This is a genomic window from Neobacillus piezotolerans (assembly GCF_003362805.1).
In the GTDB taxonomy this organism is placed as follows: domain Bacteria; phylum Bacillota; class Bacilli; order Bacillales; family Cytobacillaceae; genus Bacillus_D; species Bacillus_D piezotolerans.
In genome coordinates this window covers 87,349-110,702 of sequence record NZ_QNQT01000006.1, presented here as the reverse complement: position 1 = coordinate 110,702, position 23,354 = coordinate 87,349, and the positions used below count along the sequence as shown (strand labels likewise).

Annotated in this window: 18 protein-coding genes, 1 pseudogene and 1 other annotated feature; of the genes and pseudogenes, 4 read left to right on the top strand and 15 right to left on the bottom strand. The window is 47.9% G+C overall.

The features are described from left to right. Nucleotides 1-19: 19 nt before the first annotated feature. The 3 genes from DRW41_RS14280 to sppA all read right to left on the bottom strand — a co-directional run bounded on the left by DRW41_RS14280 (nucleotide 20) and on the right by sppA (nucleotide 2,357). Nucleotides 20-694, bottom strand: coding sequence for a DUF2953 domain-containing protein (locus DRW41_RS14280; protein WP_181884559.1), 675 nt, complete (start codon nucleotides 692-694; stop codon nucleotides 20-22). A 121-nt stretch (nucleotides 695-815) separates the two neighbouring features. After that, the gene (locus DRW41_RS14275) at nucleotides 816-1,334 is read right to left on the bottom strand and encodes an RDD family protein (RefSeq protein ID WP_115452683.1); all 519 of its coding nucleotides are present in this window, start codon (nucleotides 1,332-1,334) and stop codon (nucleotides 816-818) included. Between the two features lie 12 nt (nucleotides 1,335-1,346). Further along, a complete protein-coding gene (gene sppA / locus DRW41_RS14270; protein WP_115452682.1) occupies nucleotides 1,347-2,357 on the bottom strand; it encodes a signal peptide peptidase SppA in 1,011 nt (336 codons plus the stop codon). A gap of 148 nt (nucleotides 2,358-2,505) precedes the next feature. On the opposite strand from sppA, the gene DRW41_RS14265 reads away from it, so the two are divergent. Next, complete coding sequence (locus DRW41_RS14265) at nucleotides 2,506-3,306, top strand: NAD kinase (RefSeq protein ID WP_115452681.1); 801 nt, start codon at nucleotides 2,506-2,508, stop codon at nucleotides 3,304-3,306. A gap of 48 nt (nucleotides 3,307-3,354) precedes the next feature. Here the strand turns inward: DRW41_RS14265 and rarD are convergent. From rarD to refZ, 8 genes and pseudogenes are all read right to left on the bottom strand, one after another. Next, nucleotides 3,355-4,274: pseudogene (gene rarD / locus DRW41_RS14260) on the bottom strand (EamA family transporter RarD). A gap of 112 nt (nucleotides 4,275-4,386) precedes the next feature. After that, entirely contained in the window at nucleotides 4,387-5,979 is a 1,593-nt protein-coding gene (locus DRW41_RS14255) for an amidohydrolase (protein WP_115452680.1), read from the bottom strand. A gap of 65 nt (nucleotides 5,980-6,044) precedes the next feature. Then, a complete protein-coding gene (gene mbcS, locus DRW41_RS14250; RefSeq protein WP_115452679.1) occupies nucleotides 6,045-7,628 on the bottom strand; it encodes an acyl-CoA synthetase MbcS in 1,584 nt (527 codons plus the stop codon). A 134-nt stretch (nucleotides 7,629-7,762) separates the two neighbouring features. Then, on the bottom strand, nucleotides 7,763-7,966 hold the full coding sequence (locus tag DRW41_RS14245) for an alpha/beta-type small acid-soluble spore protein (protein WP_115452678.1): 204 nt from the start codon (nucleotides 7,964-7,966) through the stop codon (nucleotides 7,763-7,765). 239 nt (nucleotides 7,967-8,205) lie between these two features. Beyond that, a complete protein-coding gene (gene thiI, locus DRW41_RS14240) occupies nucleotides 8,206-9,414 on the bottom strand; it encodes a tRNA uracil 4-sulfurtransferase ThiI (RefSeq protein ID WP_115452677.1) in 1,209 nt (402 codons plus the stop codon). Further along, on the bottom strand, nucleotides 9,415-10,557 hold the full coding sequence (locus DRW41_RS14235; RefSeq protein ID WP_115452676.1) for a cysteine desulfurase family protein: 1,143 nt from the start codon (nucleotides 10,555-10,557) through the stop codon (nucleotides 9,415-9,417). 184 nt (nucleotides 10,558-10,741) lie between these two features. After that, entirely contained in the window at nucleotides 10,742-12,430 is a 1,689-nt protein-coding gene (gene ezrA / locus DRW41_RS14230) for a septation ring formation regulator EzrA (RefSeq protein ID WP_115452675.1), read from the bottom strand. A 340-nt stretch (nucleotides 12,431-12,770) separates the two neighbouring features. Next, nucleotides 12,771-13,397 carry a forespore capture DNA-binding protein RefZ gene (refZ, locus tag DRW41_RS14225; protein WP_115452674.1) on the bottom strand — a complete coding sequence of 209 codons (627 nt, stop codon included), beginning with the start codon at nucleotides 13,395-13,397 and terminating at the stop codon, nucleotides 12,771-12,773. A 167-nt stretch (nucleotides 13,398-13,564) separates the two neighbouring features. Between refZ and DRW41_RS14220 the strand changes: the two genes are divergently transcribed. Beyond that, nucleotides 13,565-14,047, top strand: a complete 483-nt coding sequence (locus DRW41_RS14220) for a free L-methionine (R)-S-oxide reductase MsrC (RefSeq protein ID WP_115452673.1) — start codon at nucleotides 13,565-13,567, stop codon at nucleotides 14,045-14,047. Nucleotides 14,048-14,182: 135 nt separating this feature from the next. Here DRW41_RS14220 and megL read toward each other — a convergent pair whose 3' ends face one another. Next, nucleotides 14,183-15,367 (bottom strand): methionine gamma-lyase, encoded by a 1,185-nt coding sequence (megL, locus tag DRW41_RS14215; protein ID WP_115452672.1) that lies wholly within the window; start codon nucleotides 15,365-15,367, stop codon nucleotides 14,183-14,185. Nucleotides 15,368-15,786: 419 nt separating this feature from the next. On the opposite strand from megL, the gene rpsD reads away from it, so the two are divergent. Next, nucleotides 15,787-16,389, top strand: coding sequence for a 30S ribosomal protein S4 (gene rpsD, locus DRW41_RS14210; RefSeq protein ID WP_115452671.1), 603 nt, complete (start codon nucleotides 15,787-15,789; stop codon nucleotides 16,387-16,389). Nucleotides 16,390-16,416: 27 nt separating this feature from the next. On the opposite strand, the gene DRW41_RS14205 is transcribed toward rpsD, so the two are convergent. Continuing rightward, the gene (locus DRW41_RS14205) at nucleotides 16,417-16,614 is read right to left on the bottom strand and encodes a DUF6954 family protein (RefSeq protein WP_053367406.1); all 198 of its coding nucleotides are present in this window, start codon (nucleotides 16,612-16,614) and stop codon (nucleotides 16,417-16,419) included. A 144-nt stretch (nucleotides 16,615-16,758) separates the two neighbouring features. After that, a complete protein-coding gene (tyrS, locus tag DRW41_RS14200; RefSeq protein WP_115452791.1) occupies nucleotides 16,759-18,009 on the bottom strand; it encodes a tyrosine--tRNA ligase in 1,251 nt (416 codons plus the stop codon). A gap of 48 nt (nucleotides 18,010-18,057) precedes the next feature. Then, nucleotides 18,058-18,274, bottom strand: a binding site (T-box leader). Between the two features lie 143 nt (nucleotides 18,275-18,417). On the opposite strand from tyrS, the gene DRW41_RS14195 reads away from it, so the two are divergent. Next, on the top strand, nucleotides 18,418-21,147 hold the full coding sequence (locus DRW41_RS14195) for a transglycosylase domain-containing protein (protein ID WP_115452670.1): 2,730 nt from the start codon (nucleotides 18,418-18,420) through the stop codon (nucleotides 21,145-21,147). 463 nt (nucleotides 21,148-21,610) lie between these two features. Here the strand turns inward: DRW41_RS14195 and acsA are convergent, their stop codons facing one another. Continuing rightward, nucleotides 21,611-23,326: an acetate--CoA ligase gene (gene acsA, locus DRW41_RS14190; protein ID WP_115452669.1), complete on the bottom strand. Its 1,716-nt coding sequence runs from the start codon at nucleotides 23,324-23,326 to the stop codon at nucleotides 21,611-21,613. Between the last annotated feature and the right edge of the window lie 28 nt (nucleotides 23,327-23,354).

Genomic DNA, 23,354 nt, shown 5'->3' with positions numbered 1-23,354 from the left:
ATCTCATGCAGCTAGCGCGCTAATCGTAATCCAGAGGCATCCCATTGGGAATCCGCCCATGCCTGGCTTTCTTTACATATTTATAAATCTTCATACCTGCTGAAATAGCTTTCCCTGCCCGGAAAGTAAACATACATGAAAGCATGGTTGCGGAAACCGTGTATTGAAAATATGGCGTTACCACAATTGCAGGGCTTGTTTTTAGCTTCATTGTTTCCGAAAGCAGCCCGATAATCATCCCTTTGGCCGCCCATATGGCTCCCGCGATAATGCCTGTCAGCGCCGCGTCGCCCGCCCCGGCGGCGGTGTACCATTCGAATCGCCGAATTGCGACCGTTTTTAGAAATCCTTTTACATCCTGGTGGGCTTGAAGGAGTTTTTCCACGGTTTCCTTACCATTTTTTATCCCCTTCAACAAACTGTCCGGGTTTCGCTTCTCCTCAGTCTTTTCCTTTACGGCCTCCTTCTCCTTTTTTATGGTGTCGTCAGGCGTTTCGGCGAAAAGGCCGCTAAAATCGTTAAATGTTTTTTTATATTTTAAAAGTCCAAAGAATGCCTTGCATTCAATCGTGAGTTCCTTCTGTCCCCCATGTGACCTGAACCTGGCTGTTACGGTTATTTTCAATAAAAAAAGAATGGAAGCAAGGAGAATCACACAGGTGATAATGGCTACAATCCATACAATCCATGCCAACCTGCCCACTTCCTTTCTGCATCCGAAAATTCTATATGACTTTCATTTAAAGGTGTTTACTTCTATCATTTCCAAAAAAAGAAAAAACCTGCGTTGAAATCACGTAGGTCAATTCGTCTAGTTATCTTCTTGTATGGACTACAACCGTATCGGCAAATAAATCATGCAGTCCCTGTTTTCTTGGATGGAAAGCCGGGATAAGGTAAAGGACTACGATGGTCGAGGAAATGAATCTGCCTATCCACTCCCTGAAAAGAATGTCCATCCAAGTGAGCCTGCCTCCATTTATACCGATGACGGCCAGGCCAAAAACCATTTTCCCAAGCGTTTGGCGGAAGTATTTAGTCATGAGGACAAAATACAAATAAAATATCATAGCCGAGACAATCGTCCCCGCTGAGAACAGCCCTCCAGAGGGCTCAATATCGAGAATCCGGAAGATTGGCTTGGCCAGAAGCCGGAACAGGCTGCCTACTACAATCAAATCAAGCAAATAAGCCCAAAACCTCATCCAAAAACCAGCAAAGCGAAGCGGCGGGTTTTTGATCGCGGCCCCATCCCTCTTTAAAGTGGATTCCATTGCCTCATCCTTAAATTCGGGGTGAATGCTTTGATTTTCCAATGTTTCATTGTGCTCCATGCGGCATCCCCCTTACTCGGAATATAGATACATCAGGCGCGGCGAATTGGTCTTTGATAGGAACTGAAGAAGCCCCTGAAGTTCGGCATCGCCACTTAAAAAGCTTTTTGCCTTCATGCTGAACAAAGATCCAAATCCAATCCCGTCTGTAAACCTGACAACCTTCGCTCCCTTTAGATTTTTGTCCTTTTTCAGCTGGGCTATGACATCGTCAAGATAGCCGAAGCCGTCGATCAGCCCTAGTTCTTTTGCCTGGCGTCCATCATAGACTCGGCCATCCGCAATCTTTTTGACCTGGTCAACCGGCATTTTCCGGCCCTCGGAAATAACTTTTACAAACCCCTCATAGGAATTGTTGATCATGCTTTGGAGGATTTTCTTTTCTTCCTCCGTCATTTCCCTCGCAGGGCTCATAATGTCTTTGTATGGGCCGCTTTTGATTGTCATGAATTCGACTCCGTATTTCTTTGCCAGGCCTTCGTAATTCATTCCCTGCATGATAACCCCGAGAGAACCAGTCAGCGTTTCCGGGCTTGCAAAGATTTTATCCGCCGGTGCCGATATGTAGTAGCCGCCCGACGCGGCCATGGATGCCATCGATATGTACACAGGTTTCTTTTTTCCCTTTTGGATCGAAACGATCTTATCGTGGATTTCGGCGCTTTCGACAACCCCGCCACCAGGTGAATTGACCCTGATGATAATCCCCTTTACATTCGCGTCGTCGCCGGCATCTTCAAGCTTTTCCATAAAGGTCTTATGGTTATAGCCCTGGCTTCCCAAAAGCGGCATCGATTCCCCTGTATCCTGTATCGTCCCGTTCACATCGAGGACGGCAATCTTTTCAAATTCATCGCCTTCTTCCAGCACTTCTTCCACATAGCTTTTTTGGGTGGCAGCGAATAAATCACCAAAGTCGCTTTCGACGCCTTTTATCGCAAAGGCTGACAAAAAATTGACCACCACAGATATGATAAACAGGCCTGCGGCAATCCCAAGAGCCGCCCATCTTTTTCCGCTCATCCACTAATCCCCCTTTTGCAACGCTCAATTGCTGATTATTTCAAAATGCGATAAGAAATGCTAAACTTGATAAGAACCAATATCAGTTTACCAAATGATTGGCTTAAAGGGTACAATTAAACTAATGGCTGTAAGAGGAGGACTCGGGATGGCTAATCGGAAGAATTTATTTTTTTACCATAAGCGGGATGCGGAATTGCTTAAAAAGGCGGCTCCGCTTTATGATTTGGCCGAAGAATACGGCTTTACACTTGTCGATGATTACCGGGATGCAAACATCATTACAAGTATCGGGGGAGAAGGGACCTTCCTCCAGGCTGTCAGGAAAACTGGATTCAGGGATGATTGCCTGTATGCCGGCATTACAACTTCAGACAGTTTAAGCATGTATTGCGATTTCCACATTGACGACATTGGCAAAATGATTGAAGTGGTATCGAACGAACAAATAGAAGTCAGGCGCTACCCAACCATCGACGTTACCGTGGATGGGGAAACCACATTCCAATGCCTGAATGAATTCAGCATCAGGTCGGCAATTATCAAAACGTTCGTACTTGATGTCTTTGTGGATGACCTCCACTTCGAAACGTTCATGGGGGACGGCATGATTGTCTCGACCCCAACCGGGAGCACGGCCTATAACAAATCAATCAACGGCGCGATTGTCGACCCTCTCCTGCCATGCATCCAGGTAAGCGAGCTTGCATCGGTCAACAACAATCGATTCAGGACATTGGGCTCTTCCTTCATTCTGGGCGGCGACCGGACCCTGACATTAAAAGTTGGGAAAAATGGAAACGACTACCCGACAATGGGGATGGATAATGAGGCTTTGAGTATCCAGCATGTCGAAAAAGTCGAAATTAAACTGAGCAATAAAATCATTAAAACAGTCAAGCTGAAGGACAATTCATTCTGGGAAAAGGTAAAACGCAGCTTTTTGTAAAAGGGAAAGCGCAAAAAGCATCCGCCTTACTTAACGGCGGATGCATTTTTATGACTGTTTGCGGATTTTCATCCCAAATGAAGAGAGAAGCTTTGTCTTCGAAAGGGAATAAAGGGTAAGCGCCGACCAAATAAAAATGAACGACAACAGCTGAAGGCCGCTGAAATGCTCCCCATATACAAAAATGCCAAGCATAAGCGAGAGAGTAGGCGCGATGTACTGGAGAAAACCGAGCATGGAAAGCGGGATTTTTGCGCTCCGCCCGCAAACAGAAGGAGCGGAAGCGCGGTTGCCGCTCCCGCACCGGCGAGTAGCAAATGGGTTCCTACTCCAAAATGAAGGAAAGCGGACGTCCCTTCTCCCAAAAGGAAGACCAGGTAAACCGCGGCAATCGGCGTTACAACCATCGTTTCAAGAGCCAGTCCGACCGCGGAGTCAACTTTTATAAGCTTTTTGGCCAACCCGTACAGCCCGAAGGAAACCGCCAGTGTCAAGGCAATCCAAGGAACCCGTCCATAGGAAACGGAAATGATAATCACCCCAATGAGCGCGAGGGTGAATGACGCATATTGAACGCCATTGAGCCTTTCTTTCAGGACAAACAGGCCAAGAAGCACGCTTACAAGCGGATTGATGTAATACCCAAGGCTCGCTTCAATCATTTGGCCGCTATTTACCGCCCAAATATAGACAAACCAGTTAATGCTGATCAATATGGAAGCAATCGCCAATGCATACAGCTGCTTCCTTTGCGATTTAAAGCTTTTAAGGACTCCCCAAAAAGAAGGAAGCTTTTTCGCGGCCCCCAAGACCGCAAGCATGAAAATAAACGACCAAAATACCCGGTTGGCAAGGATTTCAATCGGGCCTACATTCCCGAGAAGCTTCCAGTAAATCGGCAGCAGGCCCCAGATTAAATAAGAAAAGCCGGCCTGCAAAACACCAGTCTTGATTTCATTGTTCCCCATATCTTTCGTGCCTCTATTCTTTCTAGTTTCGAAATACTACACATTATACACGAAATACGTGGACATGGGGTTATTTTTTTTAAAAATCAATGAATCAACTTTCCGGGTACGTTCATTTCAGGGTGCGGGTATAAACGATTTCTTCGCCAATTACGGTCATGACTGCTTCTGTTTCACGGATGGTATCCTTCTGTATTATAAAAATATCCCTGTCCAGTATTGTAAAGTCTGCCAGCAAGCCCTCGCCGATCATACCTCTATCCTGTTCATGGCAAGCCGCATACGCGCTTCCTTTCGTATAGAGGCTGACCGCTTCAAAGACGGACAGAGCTTCTTCCCGCCCATATTCCTTCCCGTTTACTGTCCGGTTTACAGCCGCGTCAATGCCAAGGAATGGATTCGGATACTCTATAGGTGCATCGGAACCTCCAGAACATGGAATACCGCTTTCCAAAAGAGTTTTCCATGCGTAGGAATACCGCATTCTATCAATGCCGACCCTGTCGATAACCCACGGATAATCCGATAGCATGAATACTGGCTGCAAATCAAGGACGAGCGGCAGTTTTTTTGCCCGCTCGATAAGGTCTTCGCGAAGGATTTGGGCATGAATAAGCCGATCCCTTCCTGTCCCTCTGAGTGGATTGTCCTCAAGCGCGTCAAGGCAGTATTCAAAGGCTAGGTCGCCGATGGCATGGATGGCTACCGGCATTTGATGCTCCCGTGCCCTTCCAACGAGCGCCGAAAGCTCTTCCCGGCTAAAAATGGCAACCCCGTTTGTTCCGGGCGCATCGCTGTAGGGTTCGCTTAATAGCGCCGTCCTGCCTCCAAGGGCACCGTCGGAAAATATTTTCATCGCGCCAAACTCTATCCATTCATTTCCGGACAAATACGTATGCCCATCCGCGATGTAATCGTCCAGCACGCCATGATGGACAAGGAGATGCGTCCGGAACTTCAGCCCGTCCTCCTCAATGGCCCGTTTGAAAACGCCATATGTTTTGGAGAAGCCCCCGTAATAATTCAAGTCTTCCGTATGTACCCCCGTTATCCCCAAGCTGTACAAATCCCTGATGGACGCTTTAATCGCCCTGGCCATATAGGATTCTGAAGCTTCCGGCATAATTGAATAAACAAGTTCCTGGGCAGTGTCCTTTAAAATCCCCGTTAGCCGCCCATCAGGACTTTTATCAATCATCCCGCCCGGAGGCGATACAGTTGTTTCATCCACTCCGGCAGCCTTCAGGGCAACCGAATTGGCCACGACAGCATGGCGGCAGGTCCGCTTCAAGAGGACGGGCCTGTCGGCAACAATCTCATCAAGTTCATCTTTGTTCAACGGCTCGTTCGTTTCCCAAAGATTTTCGTTCCACCCTTCCCCAATGACCCATTCCCCTTCCTTCAGGCCAAGTGAATATTCCTTTACCGCATAAAGTGTTTCCTTTCTTGTTTTATATGTGGAAAGATCCAGCCTTACAAGCCGTTCCCCATGGCCAATCAGGTGGATATGGCTGTCTACCAGGCCGGGTATCATCGTACAGCCTCCCAGATCAATCCGATTATCTATACTTGCGTAAGTCCGCCCTTCAAGATCGGCAAGCGTTCCCACGCCGATGATCCTGCCATTTTCAGTCAGGACCGCTTCAACTTTATCCCCATCAGCGGCCATTGTATAAATTGGCCCTCCATGCCATAGTGTTGCCATACATACAGCTCCTTTTCCCTTTCAATCGTAAAGCAGGCGGCTGGCCCGCCTGCTTTACTGCTTTCCTATTTCTTTCCCGTTGAAGCCATTTCCTTTTGCCGCAGCTCTACCCGGCGGATTTTTCCTGAAGTCGTCTTTGGAAGTTCCTCAAGAAATTCAATTTTCCTTGGGTACTTGTAGGGGGCAGTCAGAACTTTGACGTGCTCCTGCAGTTCCTTGATTAATTCATCGCTCGACTTCGAAGGTTCTTCCTTCAGGACAACAAATGCCTTCACGATATTCCCGCGAATTTCATCGGGGCTTGCGACTACCGCGCATTCCTGGACAAGCGGATGCTTGACAAGCGCGTCTTCCACCTCGAAAGGCCCAATTGTATAACCGGAACTGATGATGATATCATCACCTCGGCCCTCGAACCAAAAGTAGCCATCCTCATCCTTTTTTGCTTTGTCGCCGGTAATATAATAATCGCCCCTGAACTGCATTGAAGTTCTTTCCGGATCTTTATAGTAAGTTTTGAACAGGGCTGGGGAATCAATATGGACAGCGATATCGCCTACCTCACCCGGCTTGCATCTTTCCCCATCCTCGTTGATGATCTCCACTGTGTTGCCGGGGGTAGGCTTGCCCATTGATCCCGGCCTGAGTTCCATATCCTTTGTGATTCCAATTAAAAGTGTATTTTCCGTCTGCCCATAGCCATCGCGGACATTGATAGCAAAATAGTTCCTGAACGTATCAATAACTTCCCTATTCAAAGGTTCCCCCGCGGACACGGCGCTATGAAGCTTGGGCAGGCTGTAATTCTCCAGATTGTCCGCTTTCGCCATGAGCCTATATTCCGTCGGCGTGCAGCACAGGACATTCACTTCATATTTTTCCAGAAGCTGCAGGTATTTTTTCGGTTCGAACTTCCCATGATATATGAGACCAGTCGCCCCTGACCCAAGTACGGATAGGAACGGGCTCCAAATCCATTTTTGCCATCCCGGGCCGGCTGTTGCCCAGACAGTATCCGTTTCTTTAATGCAGAGCCAATGTTCAGCGGCCGTCCTCAAATGGGCATATGCCCACCCATGTGTGTGGACAACCCCTTTCGGATTTCCTGTCGTTCCGGACGTGTAGGACAAAAACGCCATATCATCGCGGGACGTATTAGCCGCCTTCAACTCGGGAGAGGCCATTTCCATTAGTTCGTCGAGATATTCCCAGCCATCCACCTGTTTGCCAACCGAAAACTTTTTCAGCCCTGGCTCGGCGATGTTTGCAAATTCTCCGGTGAAGGGGTAATAACTGACCACGGCTTTTGCATCGCCATGGGCAATCCGGTATTGCAAGTCCTTTTCCCGCAGCATTTCGGAACTTGGGATAACCGCCAGTCCGGCTTTCAATGCCGCCAGGTAAACGATGTACGCATCAATCAGCCGGGGAATAACGACAAGGACAGCATCTCCCTTTTGCAGTCCGGAGCCAAGAAAAACATTGCCGGCCCTATTTACCTTTTCGATTAGTTCCCTGTATGTAACCCTTTTGGTGTCTCCCGCTTCGTTTTCCCAGATGAGCGCGATTTTATCGCCGGTACCTGAAAAACGCTCGGCTTCCGAAACAAGATTGTACTGCTGTGGAGCAATCAAGTCTTCCCGGTTCATCAATGTTCCCCTCCCAAATTTCTCTATCGACTTCATTATATAAAATTTCTGAACCTTTTTAAATTTCCAACCCTTCCTAGATCACAAAAAAGGAGCGGTTTTACCCGCTCCCTGTAGCCATATATTAAATTTTGTTACCTGGCAAAGCCTCCGCCAAGTTGTTGCTGAGCCATAGAAACGAGGCGCTTAGTGATTTCACCACCGACAGATCCGTTAGCGCGAGAAGTAGTTTCTGCACCGAGATGAACTCCGAATTCTGACGCGATTTCAACTTTCATTTGTTGAAGAGCTTGTTCAGCTCCTGGAACTAGAAGTTGGTTGCTGTTGTTGTTAGCCATGTGATTTCACCTCCTTGTGAGTATATAATGTGTAATCTCACATGGCTTCATTCAATTCATTCATTGGTAATTGTTCACAAAAAATTAGTAATTTTGTCAGTGATAAGAAAAGCGCAAACGCCCGTTTAGCGCCGTATGGACTGGAGGGAAGCAACTGCTTTGAGTTACTTCCTTGCAGCTTTGCCACCAGCTAAACATAGGCTGCCTAGCCTTTGGCAGGAGCAAAGGCTAACCACTTTTTAGAACAGATCGTCAAGCCCTTCATTCCTGCCGCTAAAGCCAGGCGTCACCCTGATTGTTTCTATTCCCTCAATCGCACGGGCTACAATCGGTTCAAATTCGACAAAGCTTTCATAGTGGATCACTTTATCTTTCTTTGGTTTCGTTTTAGGCGATGATGGAACAAAGATCGTACAACAATCCTCATATGGAAGGATGGAAATATCGTAAGTACCAAGGTTCTCGGCTATTTTGATGATTTCGGTTTTATCCATCGTAATCAGAGGCCTCAGGACGGGGGTATTTGTCACGTCATTGATGGCATACATGCTTTCCAGTGTTTGGCTGGCCACCTGGCCCAGGCTTTCACCTGTAACAATCGCTAAGCCTCCCTGCTTCTCCCGGATTGCATCCGTAATCTTAAGCATGAATCTTCGCGTCGCGGTCATTGAATAGTTTTCGGGTATTTGATTCTTGATTGTCTGCTGGACCTCTGTAAAAGGGACGATGTGCAATACAATTTCCCCGCTGACTTCGGACAGCTTTTCCACAAGGTCAATTACCTTTTGCTTTGCCCTTTCACTCGTGAAAGGCGGGCTGTGGAAATGGACCGCTTCCAGCTCCACTCCACGCTTCATCATCATGAAACCCGCCACGGGGCTGTCAATCCCGCCAGAGATCATGAGCATAGCCCTTCCGCCTGTGCCGAGCGGCAGGCCTCCGGCCCCGTGTATCGTTTCACAGGAAAGGTAAACAGCTTCCTTCCTTACTTCTATCAGGAGATTAATATCGGGCTTTTTTACGTTAACCTTTAGCCCTGGGAAATTTGTTAGGATGAATGCGCCAAACATTTGATTGATGCCATCAGTATCAAGTTCAAAGGTCTTATCCGACCTTTTGGCTGTAATCTTAAAAGTTTTCCCTTCCTCATAAACAGATTCCATCAGTCCATGGGCGGCGGCCTTAATGGATGTTAAATCACGTTCGGCCCTGATTGCCGGGCTAAACGACTGAATGCCGAACACATTTTTTAATTTTTTGGAAACCTCTATGCTGTCTTCGCCATTTAAAAGAAGCAGCATCCTGTCCCTTCCGGCATCTATTTTGACGGAGCGGTGCGCGGAAAGGGCGTGCTTGATCCCCTTCCTCAGCTTTTCTACGAATTTCCCCCTGTTCCTTCCCTTTGTTGATATTTCGCCATATCGTACAATAATCAAGTCGTATTTCATTTAATTCAGAACCCTTCCCAGTCTTGAAACTGTTTTTTCAATTTCTTTTAAAACTTCAATCGCCTCACCAAGTGTATTTTCATACGAAAGACTAATCCTGACCGCGCTTCCCGCCACATCGTCCGGAACATTCATGGCAATCAGAGTGCTGCTCGCCGATTTTTTTTTCGAGGAACAAGCGCTTGTCGTTGACAAATAGATGCCCTGTTCTTCGAGTGCGTGAACAAACGTTTCAGATTTAATGCCCGGCACGGAAAAATTGATGATATGCGGAGCCGCCCCGCCATTCGGCGTGTTGACAATAATCCCGGCCATATTCCCCAAGCCCTCGACAAGGGATTTTCGAATTTCAAGCAGGACCGGGTACTTATCGGCCCGTTTATCGAGCGATATTCGGAGAGCCTTTGCCATGGCCACCGCTCCAGCGGGATTCTCGGTTCCTCCGCGCCGGCCCGATTCCTGGCTTCCTCCGGATAAAACTGGCTCCAGCTTGATGCCTTTTTTTACATAAAGCCCACCGCTGCCTTTCAACCCATGGAATTTATGGGCGGAAAAGGAGTACATGTCCACGCCCGCTTTTTTCAAGTCGAGAGGCAGTTTGCCCGCCCCCTGGACGCCGTCGACATGGAAAAGGACTTTTGGATAGGCGCGGACGATCTCCCCGATTTCCATAATCGGCTGGATGGTGCCAACCTCATTGTTCACATGCATGACCGAAACGAGGATCGTTTCGTCCGTAATCGATTTCCTGATATCTTCAGGGTTTACTCTTCCTTCTTTGTCGACTGGAACAAAGGTCACTGAAAATCCATGTTTTTCAAGCTGGTGCATCGATTCCCTGACTGAAGCGTGCTCGACAGCTGTCGTGATCAAATGCCTTCCCCTGTTTTTGTAACCGAAGGCTGTTCCCTTTATCGCGAGGTTGTTGCTTTCGGTTCCTCCCGAGGTAAACGTAATCTCCTCCGCATCCACGCCAAGCAAGCCAGCGATTTGCGCCCTTGCCTGGGAGAGCAGCCGTTCTGTTTTCCCGCCGATCCCATGGAGCGACGAAGGGTTGCCGAAAAAATCCTCCGATACTTTCCAAAATGATTCAAGTACTTCCTTATATGGTTTTGTTGTAGCGCTATTGTCAAAGTAAATCATGGATTGCCTCCGTTCCCTTTAACGGAATATCGTTTTGTATTTATAATGTAAGCCCCAAAAAGGCGATTAATCCAGCGAAACCTTTCTTAGCATATCCTACAATAAAAAAACTTCCAACCCTGATTTTAAGAATTTCAGCAAAAAAGGACCGGGCGGCTTTTTGCCGCGCGACGGTCCCAATGGGTTAGTCATTTGAAATAAGCATTTCGATTTTTTTGATGGCGCCCGGGTCAATTTCCTCGATTGACGTGGCTGCTTGTTCGAGGGCCGCCTCGTACTCATAATTGCGGAACAGCTTTTCCGCTTCTAAAAGCCCCTTTGCGACGGAAGGATATTTGCTACGGTACCTGTTGCCGTATTGGATAACCCTTTCCGCCAGGATTACATTTTCCACCATTTCCTTGGTCGTTTCGGCAAGCTTTTCGATCGTCAATTCCGCAATTTCAAGATACTGTTTGACAGCATCCATATCGAGCGGTTTTTCTTCAAGCTTCATCTGGACATTTCTAATGCTTTCATTCCCATCCTCAAGCAGGTACGTATACGTTTCCGGGAGCCCTGGAATATTGCTCCTTGCGACCAACCTCGAGGTTTCGCCAATCTTTCTGATTAATTCCCTTACCGTATCCCTTGCTTCCATCTCTTCTTTGCGCAAGTCGCTCAGCTTTGTTGAGAAAACCTTTTGGTCCTCATGAAGGGCGTCCAGCTCCTTCCTGATTTCTTCAAGGTCTGCGCTCAAGGAGGTTTGGGCCGTCTCATTCAATTTAATTTTTTCAATCAGGATTTCGAACCGTTTGGTGAGTTCGGAAAGTTTCTTTTCAAATTTCCTCTGGACGGCGAGATCCTTTTCCGATAAATGGTATGTTTCCTGAATATGGGCTACTTCGGATTTCATGACGTTATTTGTCTCAAGGACAGTTTCCAGTACATCCATGGAATCTTCCTGGTTCTGCTTGATGAACTGCCTGGCGTTCACTTCCTGTTCAAGCAGATCCATAAGGGCCTCAACCCGGGCGCGGATTCCTTTAATCCCCTGCTCGACTTTTTCAATCTGGACTTCTTCGACCATTGAAAGGTAAACCGCAAGCTCCTGTTCAAGCTTTTTCGCCTCCCCATCAAATTCGAGATGGTCGAGGTAATAGCCCTGGGAAGCCATCTCCCTGTATCCCCCCAGCAATTCTGCTATCAGCGATGGGACGAGCGACTGGCACTCAATCAATAGTTCAGGAATACGGCCCATCTGAAGTTTGACATCCTCAAGCTGCTGCCTAAGAAGGATAACCGTTTCCCTTGCCTGAAGGTAATCGCCATGGGCGGTCCGCTCCTCGAATTCCTTAAACCTGGCCGCCGCCTCATCAAGGATTTGCTCAAGTCGCTTTTCCGCTTTTCCAAAACTGTGCCTGTGTGCGAGAAGGTTTTTCTTCGATTCCCTGTACATTTCCCTGAGTTCTTCAATTTCGGTCCTGTTTTTTTCCTCACTGCCAACCAATTCATTCAGCTCGGACAAAATCCTTTTAATAAATTCTTCGGTCTCTTCCAGTTTTGATTGGATTCCGCGCTGGACCTCTTTCGCTTTGCCGAAACGGTACTTGTCTATGTATTCCTCCCCATCGAACAGCATTTCTTCCACCTGGGGCAGCATAACCGTAACAACCTCATCCCATTCGCTCCGCCAGCGTTCAAACAGCTCTTCCGTCTGGCCGGTCATGTTCAGCTGTTTCACCCGGGACATTTCGGCAAGGACCGGCCTGTCCATGATATCAAGCTTCCATGCTTCAAGCTTGTCAATTTCCTTATAATGCTTCCTTTTTATAAAATATCCCGCAATAAACAATGCGATTGCCAGGAAAATAAATCCAATAATATACTCCATAGTATCCCCCTGCTTCATATATGAACAACAGAATGTCGATTATGATAAAAAAACGCCTATTTTACTCGTTTAATTGCCTTTATGATACCATGTAAGCGACAATTTTTGACTATTAATTTAAATATTTTTAAAAAAATCCCTTTCTGGGACTTGTTAAACATAACCGTTCATCAAAAAGATATGTTCATTCAACTACACCGTTTCCGGAAATGCAAATGATAACCTGATTTCCGCAACAACAAAAAACCCCGGGGGTCCAGGGATTTTCGTCCGCCGCCCGGGTACGAGTGGGCAGTGTTTAGCTTTAGGGTATGGCGGCCCGCATCCCTTTCCGCCTCAATTACACACGGGACGGAGCCACAAGCGTCTTTTCCAGAACAGCCCCGTCAATCCAGGAATGGAGCTGCTCCAGGTACTTTTCCGCGAAATAGCGTTCGTGCGGGAATACATGCAGCACTTCCGTTATATAATGGGGATTCAGAAACGGCATGGAAAGCTGGCCTTTTATCTGGATCATCGCATATGCGGGGGAAAGTCTCCGGAACTCACCTTTCTCGATACCCCTTTCGAAGATCAAATGGAAGTAATATTTCTCTTTTTGGTAATAGGTTGACATGATTTCCCGGACTGTCTGGGAATCAAGGGACATTTCCCTGACAATGAATCTCGACATGTGAATATTGGAAAATTGGAAATACAGGATATTTTCCATCGCCTTTTTTAAACAGGCCGATGGGCTTTGGTCCAGCAGGGGAAGGGCTGATTCAAGCTGTTTAAGATACTGTTCGAAATAGGTGGTTAGGCAGTGCTCCAGCAGCCCAAGCTTATTATCAAAATAATATCCGATATTGGAGGGATTTACGTTTGCTTTCGCGGCGATATCCCGGATTGAGGTCCCGGCGAAACCCTTTGTATTAAAAAGTGAAACAGCAGCTGATACAATCGTTTCCTTTGAATTTTTCCGCATTTTGCCGACCTCCCGGATTATGGAATCCTTAACTCGCGGACTTCCCTGTTTGTTTCATTCTTTGTCTCCCCGTTGCTTTCCTTTATAATTTTGTCGACATTTTCCCCCATAGCGGCTCATTTTTTGTTAAAATGAGTAGAAAACTTCCGAAGGCAAGGTGAAAATGAATGTTCAATGTCCAAATGTATAGCGGATCACGCGAAGAAAATTACGCACTTGTCATAAAACAGCTTGACGCCCTGCTTGACGGGGAAGAAAATGTGATTGCCAATTTGGCCAATGCCTCCGCTCTTTTGAACCAGTTCCTCGACAGAATCAACTGGGTTGGCTTTTATCTTGTGGACGGGGAAAACGAACTTGTTCTTGGTCCGTTCCAGGGTCTTCCTGCCTGTGTCAGGATTCCATTTGGAAAAGGCGTGTGCGGATCTTCCGCTGCGAAAAAGGAAACAATCCGGGTAGAGGATGTGCATCAGTTCCCTGGCCATATTGCCTGTGACGCGGCCTCCCAATCCGAAATCGTGATTCCCCTCATTAAGGATGGGCGCATACTCGGAGTACTTGATATCGACTCTCCCGAGAAGAATCGCTTTGACGCGCTTGACCAGGAAAAGCTTGAAGAATTCACCGCCTCGCTTGTAGCCCATCTATAATTATCAGGGCGATTCCGGCAAGATAGCTTAGAGGAAATTCACAGGATAGTAAATTGATTCAAAAAGGCAGGAAACCGGATCGGCCCGGCCCTGCCTTTTTTACGCTATCCAATCCATTAGCCCTAAAAATTACTTTCACATTTTTGAAAAGGCTTGCTCCAGATCATTCCGGATGTCTTCCCATGCTTCCAGCCCAACCGATAGTCTGATCATTGTATCCGATATCCCCATTTTTTTCCGGTCTTCCGAAGAAACGCCGGAATGGGTCATTGACGCTGGATGCTGGACAAGCGTCTCGGCGTCCCCTAAGCTGACGGCTATTTTGATTAGGCGAAGTTGGTCCATGAAAGCCTGGGCTGTTTCCTTCGTACCTTCAACAGTAAAGGAAATGAGTCCTCCTGGTTTCTTCATTTGCTTTTCGCAGATGTGGAAATCTGGATGCTCGGGGTCACCCGGGTAGTGGATGGATGATACCTTTGGATGTTCTTTTAAATAGGTAAAGAGCAGTTTGGCGTTTTCGCAATGGCGGTCCATCCGAACAGCCAAGGTTTTAATTCCTCTGAGCAGCAGCCAGGCATCGAATGGGGAAATGACCCCTCCGATATCTTTTTGGGCGGACATAGCAACCTTTTTCATAAAATCGGCTTTTCCCGCGGCCACTCCGGCGATGACATCCCCATGCCCGCAAATATATTTCGTCGCGCTGTGGAGCGAAACATCACAGCCGAGGGCAAGGGGATTTTGAAGATAAGGTGATGAAAACGTATTATCGACAACAACCGGAACGCCTCTCTCTTTGGCAATATCGGCGACCATTTTCAAATCGACCAGTTTCATTGTCGGGTTAATTGGCGTCTCGATAAAAATGCAGCATGTCGAGTCCCTTATGCTTTCTTCCACCTGTTCAGGAGTTTCCATGTCTGAAAAGCTGTGGGAAATCCCGAATTTTTCCTCCATTAATTTCAAAAGTCCGTATGTGCAGCCATAAACACCCTGGGAACAAAGGATGTGCCCTCCTGTTTTTGCAAGCGTGAACAGGATAGCCGATACAGCCGCCATCCCCGAAGAGAATGCAAGCGCCGCTTCTCCTCCTTCAAGTTCGGCGATACGGTCTTCGAGCGCCTTTACAGTCGGGTTTCCAAGGCGGGTATAAATATAGCCATCTTCTTCCCCTGCAAATCTCCTTCCGCCCTGGGCCGCGTTATCGAATACAAATGTGGACGTCTGAAAAAGGGGTGGAACAAGGCTGCCTTTGTGTTCCGCGGGCGAATAGCCCGAGTGGATCATGCGTGTTTCCAATTGAAGGTCTTTCTCCTGCATAAACTACTCCTCCTTATGTAAACGCTTACAAACTACCTATCTACAGAATATGTGAAAAACAGGAAAGATGGAAGCAAAATGTTTGCCTTCGAAATTACGGCTTGACTAAACAACAAGAAAAATTATATAATACTCTTTGTGTAAAATATCGCAGCCTATGTGAACCCATTATGGCTCTCATTTTGTTCCTCACACTAGAAAACCGCAAGTGACCGTTTACGTCACTGTAGCTAGACAACATGAAAAGCAGAAGCGACCGCTTAGCGGTCCGCGCTAGACATCATGAACAACAAATGTGATGGTGCATCTTGTAACCCTATGCTGCTGGGGCGAGGGTGCATGAAAACAAAATGGCCCATATTGATGATTCATACGGTTTTTATTTTACAAATAAAAACACACACAAGGAGGAGTCTCTCATGGCTCGTTACACCGGCCCAAGCTGGAAAATTTCCCGCCGCCTTGGAATTTCCCTAAGCGGTACAGGAAAAGAACTAGAAAAGCGTCCATACGCACCAGGACAACATGGTCCTAACCAACGCAAGAAGCTTTCCGAATACGGATTGCAGCTTCAGGAAAAGCAAAAGCTTCGTCATATGTACGGAGTGAACGAGCGCCAATTCCGCACTTTGTTTGACAGAGCCGGCAAAATGGCAGGCGTTCACGGCGAAAACTTCATGATTCTTCTTGAATCCCGCCTTGACAACGTTGTTTACCGTTTAGGCCTTGCCCGCACACGCCGCGCGGCACGCCAGCTGGTAAACCACGGCCACATCCTTGTTGATGGATCCCGCGTTGACATTCCGTCATACCGCGTAGCGCCAGGCCAAACAATCAGCCTGCGTGAAAAGTCCCGCAACCTTGATGTTGTGAAAGAATCTTTGTCAGTGAACAACTTTGTTCCTGATTATCTGACTTTCGATGCTGACAAGCTTGAAGGCACATTCACTCGTGTTCCTGAGCGTTCCGAGCTTCCAGCTGAAATCAACGAAACTCTTATCGTCGAATTTTACAGCCGTTAATCGGCCTTTTGAAAAACCCCGATCCGTTCAGGACCGGGGTTTTTTCTTGTCCAACACAATTTTCCGATACAGATAGCTGAGATAAATATAGACAGCGAGGACGATAATTGCGGGCAAAACCCTTTCAATCCAGACCCCGTCCGCCAGCAGCAAAGGCCCAACGCCAAAAAAGGTTACCAGGGCAAAAAGTATAAGAAAAATAAGATTCCAAACCCACTTCTTCATTCGCCAACCCTCCCCTTCTTTCCATTATAGGACTGATGGAAACGAAAGGTTCCGCTTTGGATAAAACGGCTCAGAAGATAATGCTGCCGCCCAAAGGAATGGTTAAAAAAATGCCGCGGGCAAGTGCGCCCGCGGCTGTTCTGATTAATAATGAATGAGGAAGTATTTCTTTTTGCCTCTCCTGATAATGGTGAATCGGCCATCAATCCTGTCGGTTTCAACCAGCTCATAAGCGGAGTCGGTGACTTTCTCACCGTTGAGCGAAACCGCACCGGTTGAAATGTCTTCGCGAGCCTGCCGCTTCGATGGTGAAATTTTCGCGGCCACAAGAAGTTCGACAAGGTTTTCTTCTCCCGCAAATTTGTAAGAAGGAACATCCTTGAAGCCCTGCTCGATTTCTGAAGCGTTCAGGCTCCTTACATCTCCGCTGAACAATGCGGCGGAAATCCTGATTGCCTGGTCAAGCGAATCCTGCCCGTGAATGAGGCGGGTCATCTCTTCGGCGAGGGTCTTTTGCGCCTTGCGGAGATGCGGTTCTTCCTGGACCGATTTTTCAAGCTCCTCAATTTCCTCATGTGATAGGAAAGTGAAGTATTTCAGATATTTAACGACATCCGCATCCGCTGTATTGATCCAAAATTGGTAAAACTCATAAGGCGTTGTTTTTTCAGGATCAAGCCACACCGACCCGCCCTCGGTCTTCCCAAACTTAGTGCCATCCGCCTTCGTAACAAGCGGAATCGTCATCCCAAATGCCTTCGGGCCGTCCGGAACCATTTTCCGAATCAGCTCAAGCCCAGTCGTAATATTGCCCCATTGGTCGCTGCCGCCAATTTGCAGCCTGCACTGATGGTTTTCATACAAGTGCTTAAAATCCATCCCCTGAAGGATTGTGTAGGTAAATTCGGTAAAGGAAATACCGGTTTCAAGCCTGCTCGCGATTGTGTCCTTTGAAAGCATGTAGTTAATGCCGACATGTTTTCCATAATCCCGCAGGAATGTAATGATATCCAGCGATTTTGTCCAATCATAGTTATTGACCATCGCCGCGCCATTTTCACCTTCAAATTCAAATATGGTTTTCAGCTGCCCTGTCAAGCACTCAACGTTATGCTGCACAGTTTCAAGGCTTTGAAGCGTCCTTTCCGTATTTGGCTTCGGATCACCGATGAGCCCCGTCGCCCCTCCAACGAGGACGATCGGCCGATGCCCCGCCTGCTGGAACCTCCTTAACGTCAAGAACGGCAGCAAGTGCCCGATATGCATGCTATCCCCGGTCGGGTCCATTCCGCAATACAGAGAAATTTTTTCGCTGCCAAGGGTGTCCCTTAGCCCTTCTTCATCCGTCTGCTGGTAAATGATGCCCCTCCACTGCAAATCCTCCAATAAATTCATCATGCATCCTCCTGTTTTTTGACAAAATAAAAACGCCCCTGCAAAAAATGCAGGGACGCGTAATATCGCGCGGTACCACCCGGCTTGGGGAAAAAGTTCCCCCTCCTCAAGGGATAACGGCCCATGTCCGTCGCCGGTGGCCAAAAATGGCCTTGGCAAAAGCTCCGGGGTGTAATTCATTTTTCCATGTGGTCTGCCTTTCACCTGCCGGCAGCTCTCTAGAGCCAGGGATGGAAAAACTACTTAATCCTTTCACAGCCTTTAGGATAATAAATTTAAGCTATAGTACTGTTTTTACCACAGCTGACCCTTTATTGTCAAATGCCTTTCCAATTATACGAATATTCCAAGCCTCGCAATATTCCTTGCCGGTTTATGCTATAATGTAGGTGATTTTGGAGGGATAATATGACTGATAATAAGCGGCAATCGTTCAGGAAAGCAAGGACGATCCTCACAAATAAAAAAACCGTTAAACGGGCAAGAATTGCTTACGGCGTAGCCTGGAACCTTTTTCTTCTTTTTTTGACGATCGGCGTTGCCGGGGGAGTGTTCGCGGCCGGGGCGGGGGCGGGATATTTCGCATCCCTTGTCAAGGACGAACCCATTCGGAGCTTCGAGAGCATGGAAAGGGATATTTACAGCTATACCGAAACTTCGGATGTGTATTTTGCCGATGATGTCTACCTCGGGAAGCTAAGGAGCGACCTGGATCGGGAAATAGTAACGCTAACCGATGTCTCCGAAAACCTGGTCAATGCCATCATCGCCACTGAGGACCAGTATTTCTATGAACATAATGGGGTGGTCCCAAAAGCAATCATGAGGGCAGTTGTCCAGGAAGTAACCAATTCCGCTAACGCGTCTGGCGGCAGTACGCTGACCCAGCAGCTAATCAAGAACCAGATTTTAACGAACGAAGTCTCATTTGAACGGAAGGCCAAGGAAATCCTGCTTGCCCTCCGGCTCGAACGGTTCTTTGAAAAAGATGAAATACTGGAAGCGTACCTGAACATGGCGACCTTTGGCCGGAATTCCTCGGGTAGAAACATCGCGGGCGTGCAATCAGCGGCGAAAGGGATTTTCGGGATTGACGCCAAGGATTTGAATCTTCCCCAGTCAGCCTTCATAGCCGGGCTCCCGCAAAGCCCATTTGGGTACACTCCTTTTACAAGGGATAAGCAAATAAAGAAAAACCTTCAGCCCGGCCTTAACAGGATGAAGGTGGTCCTGAAAAGGATGCATAACGGGGGCTACATTACCGAAAAACAATACAAGGATGCCCTTGCCTATGACATTACAAAGGATTTCGCGAAGCCATCCGCTGACCCGCTGGAAAAATACCCATGGGTGATGGTCGAGGCGGAAAAGCGGGCAGTTGACATCCTTGCGAAAATCCTTGCCGAAAAAGCTGGGATTTCCGAAAAAGAACTAGCCGAGAAGGAAGAACTTTATAACAAATACTATATGCTCGCCGAACGTGACTTAAAACAGAATGGCTACAGCATCCATACTACCATCAACAAAGATATGTACGACGCGATGGAAGAAGCAAAAAATAAATACCCAAACTTTGGCCCGGATAAACCACAAGTGAAAGAAGACCCGGACACCAAGGAAGAAATCACTGTGATGGAACCCGTTGAGGTAGGAGCCATCCTGATTGAGAACAAGACTGGAAAAATCCTCAGCTTTGTAGGCGGCAGGGATTTCAAAAAACAGGAACTGAACCATGCCACTCGGGCAATTCGGCAAAACGGCTCCACCATGAAGCCGCTGCTTGTATACGCACCGGCATTCGAGCTCGGAAAAGCATCTCCGGGAACAATCCTGCCGGATGTGCCTTTGCACCTTGATCCCCACGACCCGGATAGGATCTGGCCGAAAAACTACGGTGGGGGATTCAGCGGGCTGGCCACCGCCCGGTTCGCAATGGCGAAATCGTATAACGTTCCTGCAGTCAAGCTGTACACCGAAATCCTGAAAAACCGCCCAGCGGAGTATCTTGAAAAAATGGGATTCACATCCCTGCTCAAGGATGATTTTGTGAACCCATCAACCGCGCTCGGCTCCATGGCGAATGGCGTAACGGTTGAGGAAAACACAAATGCTTTCACGACGTTTGCGAATGGCGGAAAGTTTATCGATGCTTACATGATTGAAAAAATAACCGACAAAGATGGAAAGCCAGTCTACGAGCACAAAGCAAAACCTGTGACTGTATTCAGCCCGCAGACAGCTTATTTGACGGTCGATATTATGCGGGATGTATTCAAATATGGCACCGCCGGAAGCGTTCCCGGAAAGCTGAAATTCAAAACGGATTGGGCCGGAAAGACAGGCACGGGCGTCGAATACCATGACTCGTGGATTGTTGGTTCGAATCCGAACGTTACATTCGGAATTTGGACAGGATATGATACGCCAAAATCACTCCAGGCGAAAGGGAATCTGACGTACAGCCAGCGAACGAATTACCTTTGGGCTTCACTTTTGAACGCGGCATACGATGTCAATCCATCCGTGGTCGCGCCGAAGGCCCAATTCAAAATGCCCGGCGGTATTGTGAAGAAAACGTTCTGTGCGATTTCCGGTATGCTGCCATCGGAAACCTGCCAAAGGGCGGGGCTTGTGGAAACGGATTTATTCAATGTTAAATACGTTCCGACACAGGTGGACAACAGTTTCGGAGCCGGAAGATATGTCAGGATTGGAGACAGGAATTATTTAGCAGGCGACTCGACTCCTGGCGATTTTGCGAAATCAGGCTTGCTGTTGAACCCTGATTATGCATCTAGCCTGGCCGGCACGAATTTCAAAGATGCCGCGGCTCTCATTCCAAAGCTTCAAAGATGGTCCAATGTAATTGTTCCGGATGCCAAACTTCCGGAAAACGGAAAGATCCCGGCGGCTGTCTCACTTTCGGCTTCGGGCGGCACACTCACCTGGCAGGCTGTTAATGAAAGTGATATTATTGGTTACCGTGTTTACTGGGCGGGCGGCATAAAGGCAGCAAGCATCCGTGCCGGAACAGGCCTCTCCTACCCGGCGGCACCAGGCAATTACTATGTGACTGCCGTCGATATTGCCGGCAATGAATCCGCGCCATCCAATTACATCACCATCGGCTGGGAATAAGAAAAGCGAAAGCGCCTGTTTAGCGCCGTATGGACTGGAGGCGCCCCGATGGAGATAAAGGAAACACGATGAGCGAATGCGAATCGATGTTGACTTATCGTAGCGAGGGGACCGAAGTACACTAGGCGCTGGGCGCTGAAGCTGGACAAAGAAAAGCGAAAGCGCCTGTTTAGCGCCGTATGGACTGGAGGCGCCCCGATGGAGATAAAGGAAACACGATAAGCGAATGCGAATCGATGTTGACTTATCGTAGCGAGGGACCGAAGACACTAGGCGCTGGGCGCTCCTCGGAAAAGAAGGACACTTTTCCTTCGTGCGATGCTATGCTGCCGAAGCTTTCCTTATGGAGCTGGACAAAGAAAAGCGATAGCGCCTGTTTATCCTCAGCTGAATAATTTATGGAAAGCCATAATGAGAAAAACCGTACCGGCATGCACCCGGTACGGTTTTTTAGCTGTTTGTTTTAATCTTCCATAGTCGACAAATCGCCGGTTGGAAGATCCAGTTCCCAAGCCTTCAGGACACGGCGCATGATTTTTCCGCTCCGCGTTTTCGGCAGCTTATCGCGGAAGTCGATTTCCCTAGGAGCAGCATGGGCCGCGAGCCCTTTTTTAACAAACTGACGTATCTCCTCCTTCAGTTCATCCGTAGGCTCATAACCGTCCCTCAATGCGACGAAAGCCTTGATGATTTCACCGCGGACAGGATCCGGCTTGCCGATAACTCCCGCTTCCGCGATAGCCGGGTGCTCAACAAGCTTGCTTTCCACCTCGAACGGGCCAACCCTTTCACCGGAAGTCATGATAACATCGTCAATCCTTCCCTGGAACCAGAAATAACCATCCTCATCCATATAAGCAGAGTCGCCGCTCACGTACCAGCCGTTTGGCATGAAATAGGATTCATACTTTTCAGGATTGTTCCAGATTTTGTACATCATCGACGGCCAGCCTTTTTTGATTGCAAGGTTCCCCATCCTGTACGGAGGAAGCACCTCTCCCCTGTCATCGACGATCGACGCCTCGACGCCAGGCAGCGGCTTGCCCATCGAACCAGGTTTCAGAGGCATGCAAGGATAGTTGCAAATGAGCTGCGCTCCAGTTTCGGTCATCCACCATGTATCATGGATTCTCTTGTTGAATACCTTCATCCCCCATTTAACAACTTCAGGATTCAACGGTTCCCCGACACTCAGGACATGGCGAAGGCTGCTCAAGTCGTACTTTTTAACAATCTCATCACCCGCGCCCATCAGCATCCTGAACGCCGTCGGCGCGCTGTACCAAACAGTTACGCCGAATTCTTCAATCATGCTGTACCACGTATCCGGAGAGAATCTCCCGCCCACGATTACGTTTGATACCCCTGCGAGCCATGGACCGAAAATGCCATATGAAGTCCCTGTTACCCAGCCTGGGTCGGCGGTGCACCAAAAAACATCTTCCTCTTTCAAATCAAGGACCCATTTGGCTGTCTGGTAATGCTGGATCATGGCATTATGGACATGGAGGACGCCTTTTGGTTTTCCGGTCGATCCGGATGTGTAATGGAGGATGAGTCCATCCTGCCTGTCCATCCATTCAATTTTCAATTTTTTGCCCGCTTCCGCGAACCTCTTTTTAAAATCAATAATATTTCCAGTTTCCTCCACACCGTCGCCAACAACAAATATGTATTTCAAATCTGGCAGGTCAGTTGGAACCCTTTCAAGCAACTCTGGCGTGGTAACAATTACCTTGGCACCGCTGTCATGAAGGCGATCCCTTACAGCGCCTTCCATGAAAGCTTCAAACAGCGGTCCGACAATCGCCCCAAGTTTGATGGCGCCAAGAACCGCAAAATAAAGTTCAGGCGATCGGGGCATGAAGATAAAAACCCTGTCGCCCTTCTCGACATCCCCGTAGCTTTTCAAAACGTTTGCAGCCTTGTTGGACAATTCTTTCATTTCTTTGAAAGTATACTTTTCGTTGCGCTTCTGGTCCCTGTAATATAGAGCCACCTTGTTCTTTCGGAAGGTTTCGGCATGGCGGTCAACCGCTTCATAGGCAAGGTTGACGAGGCCTGTCGTATGCCAGGAAAACTCTTTTTCGGCTTCCTTCCAATCGAAGTTGCTATATGTTTCGGGATAGTTTTTAAGATTGTAATCTCCTTCGATGACTGGCAGCACTTCCATTTTCACGCTTTATCTCCCCCTTACGTAAGTTTAT

Coding starts and splice junctions, on each gene's coding strand:
- DRW41_RS14255 (WP_115452680.1), bottom strand. CDS start 5,979: ATGGCAACACTATGGCATGGAGGGCCAATTTATACAATGGCCGCTGAT.
- DRW41_RS14195 (WP_115452670.1), top strand. CDS start 18,418: ATGACTGATAATAAGCGGCAATCGTTCAGGAAAGCAAGGACGATCCTC.
- DRW41_RS14235 (WP_115452676.1), bottom strand. CDS start 10,557: ATGATTTACTTTGACAATAGCGCTACAACAAAACCATATAAGGAAGTA.
- thiI (WP_115452677.1), bottom strand. CDS start 9,414: ATGAAATACGACTTGATTATTGTACGATATGGCGAAATATCAACAAAG.
- DRW41_RS14205 (WP_053367406.1), bottom strand. CDS start 16,614: ATGAAGAAGTGGGTTTGGAATCTTATTTTTCTTATACTTTTTGCCCTG.
- mbcS (WP_115452679.1), bottom strand. CDS start 7,628: ATGAACCGGGAAGACTTGATTGCTCCACAGCAGTACAATCTTGTTTCG.
- DRW41_RS14220 (WP_115452673.1), top strand. CDS start 13,565: ATGTTCAATGTCCAAATGTATAGCGGATCACGCGAAGAAAATTACGCA.
- sppA (WP_115452682.1), bottom strand. CDS start 2,357: ATGAGCGGAAAAAGATGGGCGGCTCTTGGGATTGCCGCAGGCCTGTTT.
- DRW41_RS14275 (WP_115452683.1), bottom strand. CDS start 1,334: ATGGAGCACAATGAAACATTGGAAAATCAAAGCATTCACCCCGAATTT.
- megL (WP_115452672.1), bottom strand. CDS start 15,367: ATGCAGGAGAAAGACCTTCAATTGGAAACACGCATGATCCACTCGGGC.
- tyrS (WP_115452791.1), bottom strand. CDS start 18,009: ATGAATTTATTGGAGGATTTGCAGTGGAGGGGCATCATTTACCAGCAG.
- refZ (WP_115452674.1), bottom strand. CDS start 13,397: ATGCGGAAAAATTCAAAGGAAACGATTGTATCAGCTGCTGTTTCACTT.
- DRW41_RS14265 (WP_115452681.1), top strand. CDS start 2,506: ATGGCTAATCGGAAGAATTTATTTTTTTACCATAAGCGGGATGCGGAA.
- DRW41_RS14245 (WP_115452678.1), bottom strand. CDS start 7,966: ATGGCTAACAACAACAGCAACCAACTTCTAGTTCCAGGAGCTGAACAA.
- rpsD (WP_115452671.1), top strand. CDS start 15,787: ATGGCTCGTTACACCGGCCCAAGCTGGAAAATTTCCCGCCGCCTTGGA.
- ezrA (WP_115452675.1), bottom strand. CDS start 12,430: ATGGAGTATATTATTGGATTTATTTTCCTGGCAATCGCATTGTTTATT.